We start from the raw sequence: 15202 nt of genomic DNA on the forward strand, positions 1-15202 counted from the left end.
CAGCGAGGAGCTCATGAACGACAACACCGCCGCCGGTGCGCCCACCGCGCGCCCCGGGACCGTCGACGACACGGCGCCGCCGGTCCCCGCGGAGATCGAGGAAGCCGCCCGGCTCGCTCCCGACCACTGGCTGGGCATGGTCGACCCCGCGTGGTCCGGGAAGGGCGAGCCGCCGGACTGGGCGGTGGTGGGTCAGTGGCGGTCCGGCCTGGACGGTGAGATCGAGGAGTGGCGCGCCAACGAGGGGTACCGCCCCTCGCCCCAGGCGCTCGGCTGGCCCGCACCGGCCGACCCCGTGGACGAGGCGGTCCAGCTCGCGGCCACCGGGTACGGCCCGGGTGAGGCGGTGCCGAGGGTGCTGGCCGGGGCGGAGGTCGCCGTCCTGCTCGGCCCCGGCGGCAGCCCGCTGTCGGCCACCTCTCCCGAGGGGGCGCCGGTGGTGCCCGTCTTCACGTCCCCCGGCTATCTGCGGGCGGCCGGGCGCTTCGGTTACGAACTGGCTCCCGTGGCCGAGGTGGTCGACCGGATACCGGACGGCCACGTGCTCTACCTCAACCCGTCGGGGCCGGTCGGCATGACCGTGGAGACCGAGGCCCTGCGGCAGGCGGTCGACGCGGCGGCGCGCGGGGCGGACGGTTCGCGGGACGGGACGGACCCCGCATGACGAGCCCTTCCGGCACCCCGGACGAAGGCGCGGGCCTCTCCGGGACCCTGGGCGGTCCGACCGCCGTGCTGAGGGGGCGGCCGGGGTTCCGCGAGCCGCCAGAGGACTACGTCAGGGCGGCCAGGGAGGCCCCCGGCCACTGGATGTCCGTGGTCGACCGGCACTGGAACGGTGACGAGGACGAGCCCCCGCCCTCGTGGGCGAGGCTCGGACGCTGGCGGAGCGACGAGGACGGGGAGATCGTCGAGTGGGAGGAGAACCCCGGCTACCGTCCTTCGCCCGACGCGCACGGCTGGCCGCCGCCGGTCAGCCCCGCGGACGCCGCCGTACAACTGGTCGCCACCGGCTACGCCTCCCAGGAGCTGTTCGCCCTGCTGCTCGCCGACGCCGAGTTGGCGGTGTGCGTCGACGGGAACGGCGGACTGACGGTGACCGAGGCGCAGGACGGTACGGAGGCGGTGCCCGTCTTCTCGGCGGCGCCGGAGCCGGCGGCGGGCGAACTGCCGCCGCACGAGGTGATGTTCCTGCCAGAACTCCTGGAACGGCTGCCACCCGGAAGGGAAGTGCTGTTCCTCAGCTCGTCCGCCCCGGTGGGGCAGCTCGTCACGGTGACCGAACTGCGCGCGGGCAGGGCCGAACTGGAGGAGTACGAGGCGCAGGAGCTGACCGGCGAGTGGCCGGCCTGAGGCGTTGTGCGGGTACGGTTGACCATTGAACGGTGGAACGCGGGGGCGGAGCACGGCGTCTCTCCAGGAGTACGAACCGGGCATCCGGGTGCCGTCGGGTCTGCCGGGAACAACGTTGTCGTCGGGGTGGGGGCATGATCCTGTCGGGACGCGTCCCGCGATGTCATGGGCGGTTCACACTTCGGACCCCGGTATGTCATCGCGGGGAAACCGGATTTCGGGGTCGGCACCACCAGACTGTCAAACGATGAGGGTGAGTTCGAAGGGATGGACCGTGTCTTCTGTGTCGGGAGTGCCCGCCGGTGACTGAGTACGACCATGGGCCGCTCCCCACGATGCCCCCTCCGCCCGAGCCCTTTCCCGCCGACGGGGACGCCGGGGCGATACCGGTGTACGGCCGGCTCGTCACCGAATCCGCCGACGTCACCGAATCCACCGGCGTCACGGCATCCGACGCCCGCACCGAATCCGTCCCTCTCACCGAATCCGCCGACGCGGCCGAGCCCTTGCCCGAGCCGCCCCCGGAAGTGGTCGAGGCCGCCCGGGGGCTGCCCGGTCAGTGGCTGAGCGTTCCCGATCCCGCCTGGTCCGGTAAGGGCGCGCCGCCGGACTGGGCGGTTCCGGGCCGTTGGCGTACGGACGCCACGGGCACGATCGTGGCGTGGGAGGACAACGCGGGGTACCGCCCCTCCCCCCAGGCGCACGGCTGGCCCAGGGCCAGCGACCCGGTCGAGTCCGCCGTCCAGCGCGCCGTGACCGGATACGGCCCGCCCGGCGAGGTGCTGCGAACACTGGCCGCCGCGAAGGTCGCGGTGCTCCTCGGCCCCGACGGCGAGCCGCTGGCCGTGCGGTCGGCGGAGGGCGAGCCCGTGGTCCCCGTCTTCACCGCCCCCGCGTACTACCGCGTCGTCGGGACGTTCGCGGCCCGGGTGGTCCCGGTGGCCGACGTGGTCGAGGGTCTGCCCGAGGGCCACTCGCTCTACGTCAACCCGACCGGCCCGGCGGGGATGGTCATGGACACCAAGGCACTGGCCGAGGAGATCGCGGCCCAGGAGCGCGGTGAGGCCCGGCCGGTGCCGGCCGAGGAGCCGGGCGGTGCGGGAACGCCACGCATCCACGCGACACGGGTGGGGGACCCGGCGGCCGCGCCGGGACCCGGCCCCGCCACGAGCGGTGCGCCGGACGACGGAAGGCCGCAGGAGTGACCCGCTGGGGTGGTCCCTTCGCGCGGCGCAGAGGCGACCGCTCCCCGGCCCCCGTCGAACGGGCCGCCACGAACCTGCCGGAAGCGCCATCGGAGCGACTCCTGCTGGAGGACTACGACGGCCTGCTGCTGCTCCGGACCCCTTCGGACGACACGCTCACGCCTGCGGATGTCGCCGATCTGGCGCGCGGCATGCGCACGGACGAGGGGACGGTGACCGTCATCGCGAACGCCGAGGGGACGGAGGCCCGCTCCTTCTGGCCGAGGCTGAGCGAACTGCTCGACTCGCTGCGTGACTCGGGCACCGAGTCCGTACAACTGGTCATGGCCGGTGCCGGGCACGACGCAGAGGACCGGCCCGCCACCGCCCGCCGGATCGCCGACGCCTGGGGGTTCGAGGTGAGTGCCCCGGACGGCCCGCCCCTCGTCGTACCGGGCGGTTCGCTCTTCGTCCCCGTCGCGTCCACCGCCCGCGGGGGCGCGGCCGGGGGCGGCTGGTGGCGGTTCGCCCCGGGCGCGAAGCCGGAGCCGCTGGGCCCGCGCAGCCCGGAGCCGTTCTGGCAGTCCGCGCTGCGCGGTGTGCCTTCGAGCACGGCCGGCGGCTGCGTGCTGGAACAGATCCCGGCGGGGCTGCTGCTGCGGCCGGCGGGGGCGGCCCCGGCCCAGCCGGGCGATCTCTACCACGCCGTGCCGGTCGACCCCCGGCGCGCGGCCGTGGTGATCGGTGTGCCGTACGGGGAGGACGTCTCGGCCGAGGAGGTCGCCGAGGTCCTCGACTCCCTGCCGCAGGAGGCCAGGTCCGGTGTGCGGCTCGTGCCCGGCGGCCGGCGTGACGTGCTGTCACTGGCGCAGTCGGTGTCCGACCGGACGGACGCGGAGGTGGAGGTCCTGACCGGCCTGCCGCTCATCGCGGCGGGCGGCCCGCTGGGGACGTACTCCGTGCGTTCGGTCCTGGCCGCACCGGACGGTACGCCGACGTGGATGCCGTTCGTGGACGCCGTCGTGTGCCGGCCGCCCGACGAGAGCGGCCGTGCGCGGCCGCCCCGGGTGCTGCGCTGGACCCCGCCGCTGCCGGGCCCCGCCCGTCCGGAGGAGGGCGTCGTCGGCCTGACCGACCGCTGGCAGGTCACCGTCACCAGGGCGGGCCTGTGGGTCGGCCCGCGCGGCGGCCCCTCGCTGTCCCCCACAGCACGTCAGGTGGACCCGGGCGGCCCGGTGATCGAGCTGGGCATGCCGGGCGAAGTCATGGACGCGTCGCTGTGGCCGGCCCTGTCGGGTCTGCTGGGCGCCCTGGCACCGGCCCTGCGTGCGCGCGCGACACTGCACGTGCACGGCGTGTCCCTCGACGGCGGCCTCGAACTGCGCAGGCTCTCCGCCCAGCACGGCCTGCGCACCCTGCGCTACGCCGCCCCGGCCCCGGCCCGCGCCAGGCCTCCGGCCCGGCCGGCCCCCGCACCGGCGAACCGGCCGGGCGCGGCGCCGGGACCGCGGACGCAGTCGTCGAGGCCCGAGCTGCCGCCCCAGCCGTCACGACCGGGACAACCGGCCCGGACCACGGGATCCGTTCCCGTCCGCCCGTCGGAGAGCGCCGCGCGGGCGGCGCGGGCCGAACGGGCCGGGCAGCTGCGCGAAGCCATGGCCACGGGGGCAGCAGCGACCGCCGGGGCAGCGGCGAGCGCCGGGGCACCCGGACGGCCGTCCGGTCCCGGGGCGGCCGGAAGGCCCGTAGCCCCGTCGGCAACCGGGAAGCCGGTGACGCCCCGGAGGACCGGCGCCGGCCCGGCCCCCGAGGAGCTCGACGGATCGGACGACGGCGTCCCGATCGGCTCGCTGGGGCGCACCAGGAGGCGGGCCGAGGCGGCCGGTCAACTTGCGTCCGGCACCACACCGGCCCCCACCGCGCCCCTGCCGGCACAGAGCGAGCCCGCCAAGCCGTCGACAACCGACCCGGACCGGCCCGAGGGGCCCGATGGTTCCGTTTCCGGCGGCCCCGGTCCGGCTGAACCGCGAGAAGCCGCAGCCGACACGGACGATACGGACGACGGAGGCGGCACAGGCGACGCCCACGACGGAGCCGACACGGACGACGGAGGCGACGCAGGCGACGCCCGCGACGGAGCCGACACAGGCGACGGAAACGACGATCAGGCCGAGCTCGCGGTGGAGGAGAACCCGGCAGCGGCGGACGGCCCGGAGCCGCTCGCCGAGCGGAGCCCGTCCGGGGAGCCGGCGAGCGAGCAGGGGCCGGAGGAGCCGAGGCCGAGCGAGCCCGGGCCGAAAGAGCCGAGGCCGAGCGAGCACGGGCCGAGTGTGACCGAGGCGCCGGATGGTCCCGACGACGTACTCCCGGCGAAACCGGTGCGCGTGGAATCCGCCGCACCGGCCGACCCGGCTCCCGCCACGTCCCCCGCGTCCCCGGCTCCCGCCACTCCCCCCGCGTCCCCGGGGACCACGGCCTCCCGGGACGCGGCGGCCGAGGCGCCGACGGAGCCGGACGGAACCCGAACCGCGGGGGACGAGCCGGCCCGGGGCCCGGAAGCCTCGGTGGCCCCCGGCGCCCCCGTGGCACCTGGCGCCCTGGAGGGCCCGGACCCGGCCGAGGTCCCCGACACTCCTCTGCCGCCCGTCCCGTTGGAACCCGGCCACCGCAGTAGCGAAGCGGAACGGACCGCCTTCCGCGCGCTCGCGGACCGGGGGTGGGACCGGCACGGCGCGGCCGTCGCCAGGTCCCTCGCCCGGGTGCCCGCGCTGCGCGGCAGGGAACAGGAGGCGGCCCGTGCCGATCTGATCGCGCTGCGGATGTATCTGCTCACCCCCGAAGGCCCGTTGAGCCACGGCGCGGTGATCCGTGCCCTGCGCGAGTACGAGCCCGACATGCTGCCGTACGGCGCCTGTGTGGCATCGGCGCTGAACAGGCTGCCGTCCTACCGGGGCGCCGTGCTGCGCGGCACGGGCAGCGACCCCGCCGCCGACGGTTCCGGCGTCCCGGCGCTGCCCCGTCCCGGGACGCTGCTGCGTGACGCGGCCCTGCTGAGCACCACGCCGCTCGATTCCGGCCGTGCGGCCATGATGCCGGGTGGGAGCTATGTCATCTGGTCGGTGGCAGGCCGTCGCGTACGGCAGTTGTCCGACCACAGCCGTGGGCCCGAGGAGGTGGTGTTCGCCCCGGGAACCCTCTTCCGGGTGCTGGACGTCCGCCGCGACGGCCCGTCCGTACAGATCTTCCTGCGTGAACTGACCGGTCCTGCCACGGCGACCGCGCCCGATCCCGATGCGGATCGAGCCGTACTCGCCCGGCTGGACGAATCCGTGCGCGGGCTCCCGACGGCACCCGAGGGCACCGGCCACTGGCCGGAGCGCTGCGCCGGAGCCGTGGGCGCCGGGCCGTGACGCGACACCCACCCACAGACGAGTAGGGGAATCACATGGCGCGTGAGCATGATCCTTCCAACGAAATACCGTCACCGTCCGGCCCGCCCGCGGGTGCGTCCGGGAAGTCCGGCAACTCGCCGGTGTCGGTCCGCCGGGCCGTGACGATGCGGGGAGCGGCCGGGGACCCGGGCGGCGCGCTGACACCGGGCGGCCGTACGAACACCCCGTCTCCGTCGTCCCCGTCCTCCGAGCCCGAGGGCGCCGACGAGGCGACGACCGGCACCGACGGGGCGACGACCGGCACCGACGAAGCAGGCCCCGGCACCGTCATCGGCACCCCGGCTCCGTCGGCCACCGCCGTGGCTTCCCCCGAGCCCGCGGCTTCCCCCAAGCCTGCGGAGTCCGAGGAGTCTGCGGAGTCCGCCGAGTCGTCAGCGTCGACGTCCGCCGCGTCCGCCCCGGAGACCGGCACGCCGCCGACCGTCAGAACGGTCGGCGCGGTGCCCGACGCGCCCGACGCACCGGACGCGGCCGTGGCGGCGGCAGCGGCCGGCGACGGTGGCGCGGGCGCGAACGCGCACGCGGACGGCGAACCGCCCAGCAGCCGGCCCAAGAAGCCGATGCTGGCGGCTGCGGCGATCGCCGGCGCGATCCTGATCGCGGTCCCGTTCCTCGTGTCCGGACAGAACGACCGTGAGCCCGAGCGGACCCGGACGCAGAACGCGGCCGGCACGCTGCTGGGCAGCGAGCGCTCCATCGTTCCGGACACGTACACGAGTGAGTCGCCGTCCCCCTCCGTCAAGCCGAGCAAGAAGGTGAAGGAGAAGGAGAAGGAGAAGCAGGCCCTGCCGCCCGCCCCGCAGCAGACGCTCACGCCTTCCCCGAGCGCGTCCGAGAAGACCGAGGCCGAGGTCAAGCCCAAGCCCAAGACGAAGCCCAAGCCCAAGCTCAAGCCCAAGGGGCTGACCGGGGCGGAGAAGCTCCGCCGGTGGGCCAACGGCCGTTCGGGTGTGCAGAACACGGTGATCAGGAACGCGTCGACGTCCCAGTGCGTGGATATCGCGAACTACGGCAAGGGCAAGCCGACCGCTCCGGTCAACCAGTACCCGTGCAACGCCACGACCGCCGACAACCAGCTGTGGAGCCTGGACATCGTGCACAAGAGCGGCGGGCCCCAGAACGCCCCCGTCTTCCTGATCCGCAACACCAAGGACGGGCTCTGCCTGGACGTCGGCTACTACGGCGCCAGGCCGGCGGGTTCGAAGGTCAGCGAGTTCAACTGCCGTCCGACCGGTGACAACCAGCTCTGGTGGCTGGACCCCCGGGGGGACGGAACGAACTGGATCCGTAACGTCGTCAGCAACGACCTGTGCCTGCGCCCGACCGGCGGCGCCTCCGCCGGTAACGACGCCCGGCTCGAAATCGCCCCGTGCGGCGTCGGCGACCACTGGATCGTCTGAGGGGCCCGCTCCCACGGGCCGGTGGACACGCGTCCCCGTTTCGCCGTTGCACTCACTGCACCGGGGAGGCGGGGACGCGCTCTTGTGCGGCACCGGCGGAAACGTAAAAAAACCGTCCCCGGCCTGTTCTCACAGGTCGGGGACGGTTCCTCGTGGCGGTAGCGGAGGGATTTGAACCCTCGGTGAGTTTCCCCACACTCGCTTTCGAGGCGAGCTCCTTCGGCCGCTCGGACACGCTACCGAGAGAGAGCTTAGACCATCTCGGCCGTCCGTCGAAATCCGATTCCCGGTGGCACCGTCCGCACGCGGGGACGCCAGGTCAGCGGTGGCGGAAGAAGGCGGTGAGGCGGGCCGCGCAGTCGGCCTCCAGTACTCCGGGGATCACCTCGGGGCGGTGGTTGAGGCGGCGGTCGCGGACCACGTCCCAGAGCGAGCCGGCCGCTCCGGCCTTCTCGTCCCGGGCCCCGTAGACGACCCGGGCCACCCGGGACTGCACCAGGGCGCCCGCGCACATCGTGCAGGGCTCCAGGGTGACCACCAGGGTGCATCCGGACAGCCGCCACTCGCCGAGCGCGGCGGCGGCCCGGCGCAGCGCGAGGACCTCGGCGTGCGCGGTCGGGTCGCCGGTCGCCTCGCGTTCGTTGTGGCCCGCGGCGAGCAGCGCGCCGTCCGGACCGAGGACGACGGCGCCGACCGGCACATCGCCGGCCGCCGCCGCCCGGTCGGCCTCGTCCAGGGCACGGCGCATGGCCACCCGCCACGGGTCCCGTACGGGATCGTGGGGTGCGTCGGGCGGTCGGGGCGGGTCCTGCGGGTGCGGTGCTTCGCTCACCCGCGGACCTTAACGGACGGTCTCCAGGACCTCGGCCGCTCCCAGCGCGTCCGCGATCTCCACCAGTGCGTCCGTACGCAGCATCAGCAGCTCGGCCTCGGGAAGCCCGAGGTCGGACAGGAGCCCGGTGTCACCGAGCGGGCCTGCCGGTACGGCGTCGATTCCGTCGTCGTCATCGGCGTTGTCGGCGTTGTCGTGGTCGGCGTTGTCGTTGTTGTCGTGGTCGGGGGCGTTGTCCGGCTCGCCGTCCTCGGTACCGTCGAGTCCGACGAGTTCTTCGAGGGCGGCAATCGAGTCCTCGGCCCCGGGTTCGCGGCCGAGCAGTTCATCGGTGAGCAGGATCTCCCCGTACGAGGAGCGGGTGGCGGCGGAGGCGTTCGAGACGTAGATACGCGGGTCCTCCTCACCGTCCACCCGGATGACGCCGAACCAGGCGCCCTCCTGCTCGATGAACACGAGCACCGTGTCCTCGTCCACCGAGGCTTCACGGGCCAGATCAGTCAGATCGGACAGGGTCTCCACATCGTCGAGATCCGTGTCGCTCGCTTCCCACCCGTCTTCGGTGCGCGCGAGCAGTGCGGCGAAGTACACCGTGACTCTCCCACTGGTCATAGGGATGTCGGTCCGGCGGGAGGGCAGTCGGTGGTCCGGCTGTCCTGCGTCCCGCCCATCGGAATCGTGGCAGAAACGAGGGCCTCGCGAGAGCAGTTCGGACGTTGCGTCGGCCATCAGTTCTGTCCGGGGCGGCCACCAGGGGGTTCTTCCGCAGGCCGGACGGCTACCAGCGAAACGTCCGCATCCGCATGGCCTGGCGCATTCGGGCGGCCTTGACGCGCCGGGGCTGGACCCGGTCGCGCAGTGCCTTGGCCTCGTGAAGCTCGCGGAGGAACTGGGCGCGGCGCCGGCGGCGCTGCGCGTCGGTCTCCTGCGGGTCGCTGTCCCGCGTGTCGCTCTCCCGCGCGCCGCTCTCCCGCGTGTCCTCCGCGTCCCGCGCATCCCTGAAACCGGGAGGGTCCGCCCCGTCCCGCTTCCACTGCGCCCCGTCCGGCATCGGTTCATCACCCCAAGGCTGGGTCCGTATGCCCCCACCTTCCCCCCGAACGTGTGGTTGATGCCAGCGCACGGGTACGGGAGGCGCGGCTACTGTGGGTCCCATGCGGATCCACGTCGTCGACCACCCGCTGGTCGCGCACAAACTCACCACCCTGCGCGACAAGCGCACCGACTCCCCGACCTTCCGGCGCCTCGCCGACGAGCTGGTCACCCTGCTCGCGTACGAGGCCACCCGCGATGTGCGCACCGAGCAGGTCGACATCGAGACCCCGGTGACACCCACCACCGGAGTGAAGCTCTCGTACCCGCGGCCCCTGGTCGTGCCGATCCTCCGGGCCGGCCTCGGCATGCTCGACGGCATGGTGCGGCTGCTGCCGACCGCGGAGGTGGGCTTCCTGGGCATGATCCGCGACGAGGAGACGCTCCAGGCGTCCACGTACGCGTCCCGGATGCCCGAGGACCTCTCGGGCCGCCAGGTGTACGTCCTGGACCCGATGCTGGCCACCGGCGGCACCCTGGTCGCGGCCATCCAGGAGCTGATCAAGCGCGGTGCGGACGACGTCACCGCCGTCGTGCTGCTCGCCGCGCCCGAGGGCGTCGAGGTGATGGAGCGCGAGCTGGCGGGTACGCCGGTCACCGTCGTCACCGCCTCGGTCGACGAGCGCCTCAACGAGAACGGCTACATCGTGCCGGGTCTGGGCGACGCCGGTGACCGGATGTACGGCACCGCCGACTAACGACTCGGACAGGCCCTGAGGGCTGTCCCGCCCGCCCCGCGCGGTCCCTCAGCAGGAGGACGGCGCGGGGGAGGGCTTGAGCAGGGCGGTCAGGGCGGTGGAGGCCGCCTGGGGCGTGCTGAACGCCTTGAACTTCGTACCGATGATCAGATCGACGTCCGCGGTCTTGCGGGCGTCGGTCTTCGTCGCGGCCCCCGGCAGCTGTGTGCCGAGCACCGGGAAGGTGCCGTTGAGCGCGGTCGGAGAGCCCAGCAGTATGCCGGTTCCGGCGACCTTCTTGTCGTACGCGGCCGTGGCGTTGCCGACCTTGCCGATCGCGAACCCGCGCTTCTTCAGCTCATCGGCCGCCTGCTTCGCGAGTCCGCCGCGCGGGGTCGCGTTGTAGACGTTCACCTTGATCTTCGCGGGCTTCGGCAGTGCCACGGCGTGCGCGGACGGCTCGGCGGACGGGCAGTCCGCCTTGCGGTCGGCCGCGCTGGCCGTCTTGTCGCCGCCCGTGAAGACATCGATGAGCTGCAGCGTGCCCCATCCGGCCACGCCTAGGGCGACCACGGAGGCGACGGTCGCGAGGACCAGTTTGCTGCGGCGGCGGGGGCGCCGCATGCGCGGGTACTTGTCACCCGTGATGCGGTACTTTCCGCCCATGCCTGGGGGAGTGAGCATGCTCATGGGCGCAGCGTAGTGCGACCCGGTGATGATGCCTACTAAATGATCAATGGATCGCACCCGTCCGAGTGGGAAAGCACCCGAACGAACCCCGAACGGCGGCGAGGGGTGTGGTGTCTCAGCCGAGTTCGAGCACGCGGGCGTGCAGTACCTGGCGCTGCTGGAGCGCGGCCCGGACCGCGCGGTGCAGCCCGTCCTCCAGGTAGAGGTCGCCCTGCCACTTCACGACGTGCGCGAACAGATCGCCGTAGAACGTGGAGTCCTCGGCGAGGAGGGTTTCGAGATCCAGCTGGCCCTTGGTGGTCACGAGCTGGTCCAGGCGGACCGGGCGCGGCGCGACGTCCGCCCACTGCCGGGTGCTTTCCCGGCCGTGGTCGGGGTACGGCTGCCCATTTCCGATGCGCTTGAAGATCACACGGAAAGCCTACCGGCCTGGAGCCTCCGGGCGCAGCCATGGGGCCGGACTGCGCCGCCGGGCACAAGGACATATAGGCGGCTATGCCGGAATTACGTGAGTGGGGCCGCTGCGCTTATTTGCCCTTGGCGGCGGCTTTCGCGGCCTTGGCGGCCTGTTTGGCCTCCTGCTTGTACGCCCGCACCTCGGCGAGCGATTCGGGCCCGGTGATGTCGGCGACCGAGCGGTGCGAGCCGTCTTCCCCGTACGGTCCCGCCGCCTCGCGCCAGCCCGGTGGCCGGACGCCGAACTGCTTGCCCAGCAGCGCCAGGAAGATCTGCGACTTCTGGGTGCCGTACCCGGGCAGCGCGTTCAGCCGCTTCCGCAGCTCGGCCCCGGTGGCGGCGTCGTCCCAGACCGCGCTCGCCGCGCCGTCGTACTGCGCCACCAGGTACTGACACAGCTGCTGCACCCGCTTGGCCATGGAGCCCGGGTAGCGGTGCAGCGCGGGTTTGGCGGTGAACAGCTCGATGAACGCCTCGGGGTCGTACGTGGCGATCTCATGGGCGTCCAGATCGTCCCCGCCCATCCGCTGCGCCAGGGCGTACGGGCCGGAGAAGGCCCACTCCATCGGCACCTGCTGGTCCAGCAGCATGCCCACGAGGGCGGCGAGCGGACTGCGCGCGAGGAGCTCGTCCGCCTCCGGCTGCTGGGCGATCCGGAGGGTGATGTCTCGTCCGTTGTCGCTCTTGGTCATGGCCCGATCATCGCGAGAGCGGGGTGCGACGGCCAGCACCATCACCGTGGGCGGAGCGGTTCGCCGTCGATTGCAGCCGTTTGCCGCCGCTTTCCGCCGTTTCCCCGCCCGTTCTCGTCATGAGGCTCGTCACCAGGCCCCTCGGTGGGCCACCCCCAGCACGAGGGAGCCGACGGCCAGCAGCAGGAAGATCCCGGGCAGCCAGTACCCGTGGTCGCGGGCGCGCAGATGGACGGCGATGGCTCCGACGAAGAACAGCGCGAGCCCCACCGCGGCGGCCGTGCCGATCAGCGGGACGGCGAAGCCGGCGAGCAGCCCGGCGGCCCCCGCCGCCTTGAGCACGCCCAGCCCGAACAGCGAGGAGGCGGGCACTCCCGCCTTCTCCATGTTGACGAGGATCGGTTCGTAGCGGCGGAAGTCGAGCACCGCGGACATGGTGTTGACGGCGGCGGTCACCGCGGTGACCACGGTGTAGAGGACGAACAGCATGATCCCTCTCCGTTCCTGCGCTGTGTGGGCGCTCAGCTCTTGCGCTCTGCGGGCGGCAGCTTGTCGGGGTTGGCGACGTTGTAGATGTCGCTGATCCGCTCACCGCCGGGTGCCAGGTCGAGGACCATCACGGCGAACGGGGTGTCGCCGCTGAACAGCACCGCGGCCGGGTCGCCGTTGACCTGCCGGTAGGCGATCTCCAGGCCCTCGCGGTGCGAGGCGCGGGAGATCAGCAGCCGGGCGACGTTGTCGCGGCCGCGCACCGGGTGCGGTCCGGCCGCCGGGGACTTCCCGCCGCCGTCGGCCCAGAGGGTGACGTCGGGGGCGAGCAGCCGCATCAGCGAGGCCAGATCGCCGCCGAACACCGCGTCCAGGAAGCGTTCTGTGACCCGCCGGTGCAGCAGCGGATCGGGGCGGTGGCGCGGCCGGCGGGCCTGGACGTGGTCGCGGGCGCGGTGGGCCAGCTGCCGCACGGCGGCGGGGCTGCGGCCCAGGATCCGGGCGGTCTCCGGGTGTGCGTAGCCGAACACCTCGTGCAGGATGAAGACGGCGCGTTCCAGCGGGCTCAGCGTCTCCAGCACGACGAGCATCGCCATCGACACGGACTCGGCCCGCTCCGCCCGCTCCGCGGTCTCGTCGTCCGGGGGCGGCGGGGCGTCGGTGGCCGAGACGAGCGGCTCCGGCAGCCACGTACCGACGTACGTCTCGCGGCGGCGGCTGATGTCGGCCCGGCGAGAGAGGGCCTTGTTCACGGCGATCCGTACGAGGTAGGCGCGCGGGCTCTCGATCCGCTCCGCGTCGGGCGCCTCGTGGCGGGCGGTCCAGGAGAGCCAGGTCTCCTGGAGGACGTCCTCGGTGTCGGAGACGCTGCCGAGCATGTTGTAGACGAGCGAGAACAGCAGCTCGCGATGGTCGACGAACACCTCGGTGGCGTCGCCGGGACCGGGGCCCGGCTCTGTTCCGGGCCGGGGGCCGGGGGCGGGCTCGTACATCAGGTGCCTCCTGTCGCGGTTACACCCTGAGAGTGCTGCCGGGGGCAGGAGTGTGACATCGGCACCGGCACGGGACGGGGGAGCCGCCGGTCACCCGCAGAGCCGGTCCGCGCGTCCGTGCAGATAGCGGGACTCGGGAAGGCTCAGGGTGGCGGCGGCCGCCGCGAGATAGGCGGCGCGGGCGCCCGCCGGGTCGCCGGCCCGTTCCAGCAGGTGGGCGCGGACGGCGTCCAGCCGGTGGTTGCCCGCGAGCCGGTCCCGTAGCGCGTCGGCCTCGGCCAGTCCGGCTCGCGGCCCGCGCACCATCGCGACGGCGACGGCCCGGCCCAGTTCGGCCATCGGCTCGGGGGCGATGCGTACGAGGACGTCGTACAGCGCGAGGATCTGCGGCCAGTCGGTGTCCTCGGCGCGGGGTGCCTCGTCGTGCAGCGCCGCGATGGCCGCCTGTAGCTGGTAGGGGCCGGCCGGGCCCTCGCGCAGGGCCTCCTCGACGAGCGCGATGCCCTCGGTGACGGCTGCCCGGTCCCAGCGGGTGCGGTCCTGTTCGTCGAGCGGCACCAGCTCACCGTCCGGGCCGGTGCGCGCTGCGCTGCGGGCGTCGGTCAGCAGCATCAGCGCGAGGAGCCCGGCCACCGCGCCGTCCCGGGGGAGCAGCCGGCGCACGGAGCGGGTCAGCCGGATCGCCTCCCGGGCCAGTTCGGCGCGGTGCAGAGACCGGCCGGAGGTCGCCGTGTAGCCCTCGTTGAAGATCAGGTAGAGCACCTGGAGCACGGCCGCGAGCCGCCGGTCGAGGTCGGCCGGAACCGGCTGGACGAAGGCCGCGCCGCGGATCTTCCGCTTCGCCCGGCTGATCCTCTGAGCCATCGTCGCCTCGGGGACGAGATGAGCGCGGGCGATCTCGGCGGTGGTGAGCCCGCCGACCGCCCGCAGCGTGAGCGCGATCTGCGCGGCCGGGGCCAGCCCCGGATGGCAGCACAGGAAGAGCAGGGTGAGCGTGTCGTCGTCGGACGGCGCCCGGCTGCCGCCCCATGCGATCTCGTCGGGTGGCGGCGTGGTGAACGCGTCCCGTGTCGTGAGCGCGGCCGCCGCCGCCTCGCGCGCTCTGCGCGCGTCGTCGCTGCGCAGCCGGTCCACCAGCCGCCGTGAGGCCACCCGGATCAGCCAGCCCCGCGGATTGTCCGGCACCCCCTGCTCGGGCCACTGCCGGGCGGCGGCGAGCAACGCCTCCTGCACCGCGTCCTCGGCCGGGTCGAAGTGCCCGTACCGGCGCACCAGCGCGCCGAGGACCTGCGGGGCGTGCAGCCGCAGCAGGTCCTCGACCTCGCTCGTACGTCTCACACATCGCCTCCGAGGTCGTCGATGGGCCGGATGACCACCGCGCTGCTGGGCGAACCAGCGGGCACCGGGCACTGCGCGACGCGCGCGGCGATCTCGGTGACCCGTTCCAGGCTCTCGCAGTCGAGCACCCAGTACCCGGCGAGCACTTCCTTGGTCTCCCCATAAGGACCGTCGGTGACCACCGGACGGCCGTCCTCGCCCTCCTGGACGAACCGGGCCCTGGCCGGTTCGGTCAGCCCGTTGGCGTCGATGAGCTCACCGCTCTCGGCGAGATCGTCGTTGACCGCGCCCATGAACGCGAACATCGCCTGCACGTCCTTCTCGCTCCAGGCCGGAGTGCCGGCGCTCGCGTTGCCGCGCATCGCCTCGTAGCCGGCCTGCGAGCCCTGCACCATCACCATGTACTTCATCGTTCCGCTCCCTGCGTTCGTTCCCGCCGCCCCTCGTGGGCGGCTCTCACAGGGGACGTCGGAACCGCCGGACGGTCCTCGACACCGCGCCGGAGATTTCTCGCGGAAACCCGGAAGGCTCCCGGAACAGCCCATCCGAGGCCCGCCG

The 15202-nt window shown here is 73.4% G+C and carries 16 protein-coding genes and 1 tRNA gene; 6 read left to right on the plus strand and 11 right to left on the minus strand.

Going from position 1 to position 15202, the window contains the following annotated elements:
• The first annotated feature begins 13 nt into the window (after window positions 1-13).
• The 5 genes from ACZ601_RS20500 (at window position 14) to ACZ601_RS20520 (ending at window position 7386) form a co-directional block, all read left to right on the plus strand.
• Window positions 14-664: a type VII secretion system-associated protein gene (locus ACZ601_RS20500; protein WP_469539868.1), complete on the plus strand. Its 651-nt coding sequence runs from the start codon at window positions 14-16 to the stop codon at window positions 662-664.
• A complete protein-coding gene (locus ACZ601_RS20505) occupies window positions 661-1350 on the plus strand; it encodes a type VII secretion system-associated protein (protein ID WP_469539870.1) in 690 nt (229 codons plus the stop codon). The genes ACZ601_RS20500 and ACZ601_RS20505 overlap by 4 nt, the downstream gene beginning before the upstream one ends.
• A gap of 302 nt (window positions 1351-1652) precedes the next feature.
• Window positions 1653-2555, plus strand: a complete 903-nt coding sequence (locus tag ACZ601_RS20510) for a type VII secretion system-associated protein (RefSeq protein ID WP_469539871.1) — start codon at window positions 1653-1655, stop codon at window positions 2553-2555.
• Window positions 2552-5944 carry a DNA polymerase III subunit gamma/tau domain-containing protein gene (locus ACZ601_RS20515; RefSeq protein ID WP_469539874.1) on the plus strand — a complete coding sequence of 1131 codons (3393 nt, stop codon included), beginning with the start codon at window positions 2552-2554 and terminating at the stop codon, window positions 5942-5944. Before ACZ601_RS20510 ends, ACZ601_RS20515 begins: the two co-directional genes overlap by 4 nt.
• A 35-nt stretch (window positions 5945-5979) precedes the next feature.
• On the plus strand, window positions 5980-7386 hold the full coding sequence (locus tag ACZ601_RS20520; protein WP_469539876.1) for an RICIN domain-containing protein: 1407 nt from the start codon (window positions 5980-5982) through the stop codon (window positions 7384-7386).
• Between the two features lie 153 nt (window positions 7387-7539).
• Here the strand turns inward: ACZ601_RS20520 and ACZ601_RS20525 are convergent.
• The 4 genes from ACZ601_RS20525 to ACZ601_RS20540 form a co-directional block, all read right to left on the minus strand.
• A tRNA-Ser gene (locus ACZ601_RS20525) sits at window positions 7540-7627 on the minus strand.
• Window positions 7628-7705: 78 nt separating this feature from the next.
• Entirely contained in the window at window positions 7706-8134 is a 429-nt protein-coding gene (gene tadA / locus ACZ601_RS20530) for a tRNA adenosine(34) deaminase TadA (RefSeq protein ID WP_469540085.1), read from the minus strand.
• Between the two features lie 93 nt (window positions 8135-8227).
• Window positions 8228-8809: a tRNA adenosine deaminase-associated protein gene (locus ACZ601_RS20535; RefSeq protein WP_469540086.1), complete on the minus strand. Its 582-nt coding sequence runs from the start codon at window positions 8807-8809 to the stop codon at window positions 8228-8230.
• A gap of 187 nt (window positions 8810-8996) precedes the next feature.
• On the minus strand, window positions 8997-9269 hold the full coding sequence (locus ACZ601_RS20540; RefSeq protein ID WP_469539878.1) for a hypothetical protein: 273 nt from the start codon (window positions 9267-9269) through the stop codon (window positions 8997-8999).
• Between the two features lie 103 nt (window positions 9270-9372).
• Here ACZ601_RS20540 and upp point away from each other — a divergent pair, with 103 nt between their 5' ends.
• Entirely contained in the window at window positions 9373-10008 is a 636-nt protein-coding gene (gene upp / locus ACZ601_RS20545; RefSeq protein WP_123524739.1) for a uracil phosphoribosyltransferase, read from the plus strand.
• Between the two features lie 48 nt (window positions 10009-10056).
• Here upp and ACZ601_RS20550 read toward each other — a convergent pair whose 3' ends face one another.
• From ACZ601_RS20550 to ACZ601_RS20580, 7 genes are all read right to left on the minus strand, one after another.
• On the minus strand, window positions 10057-10653 hold the full coding sequence (locus ACZ601_RS20550) for a LytR C-terminal domain-containing protein (protein WP_469540088.1): 597 nt from the start codon (window positions 10651-10653) through the stop codon (window positions 10057-10059).
• A 139-nt stretch (window positions 10654-10792) separates the two neighbouring features.
• A complete protein-coding gene (locus ACZ601_RS20555) occupies window positions 10793-11089 on the minus strand; it encodes a type II toxin-antitoxin system VapB family antitoxin (RefSeq protein WP_073736427.1) in 297 nt (98 codons plus the stop codon).
• 115 nt (window positions 11090-11204) lie between these two features.
• Entirely contained in the window at window positions 11205-11825 is a 621-nt protein-coding gene (locus ACZ601_RS20560) for an HhH-GPD-type base excision DNA repair protein (protein WP_440577216.1), read from the minus strand.
• Between the two features lie 129 nt (window positions 11826-11954).
• The gene (locus tag ACZ601_RS20565) at window positions 11955-12314 is read right to left on the minus strand and encodes a DoxX family protein (protein WP_469539881.1); all 360 of its coding nucleotides are present in this window, start codon (window positions 12312-12314) and stop codon (window positions 11955-11957) included.
• Between the two features lie 32 nt (window positions 12315-12346).
• The gene (sigJ, locus tag ACZ601_RS20570; RefSeq protein WP_440577218.1) at window positions 12347-13306 is read right to left on the minus strand and encodes an RNA polymerase sigma factor SigJ; all 960 of its coding nucleotides are present in this window, start codon (window positions 13304-13306) and stop codon (window positions 12347-12349) included.
• 90 nt (window positions 13307-13396) lie between these two features.
• The gene (locus tag ACZ601_RS20575) at window positions 13397-14644 is read right to left on the minus strand and encodes an RNA polymerase sigma factor (protein ID WP_469539884.1); all 1248 of its coding nucleotides are present in this window, start codon (window positions 14642-14644) and stop codon (window positions 13397-13399) included.
• Window positions 14641-15054 carry a YciI family protein gene (locus ACZ601_RS20580; protein WP_469539887.1) on the minus strand — a complete coding sequence of 138 codons (414 nt, stop codon included), beginning with the start codon at window positions 15052-15054 and terminating at the stop codon, window positions 14641-14643. The genes ACZ601_RS20575 and ACZ601_RS20580 overlap by 4 nt, the downstream gene beginning before the upstream one ends.
• Between the last annotated feature and the right edge of the window lie 148 nt (window positions 15055-15202).

The sequence above is a fragment of the Streptomyces sp. NPDC104307 genome (assembly GCF_055584045.1).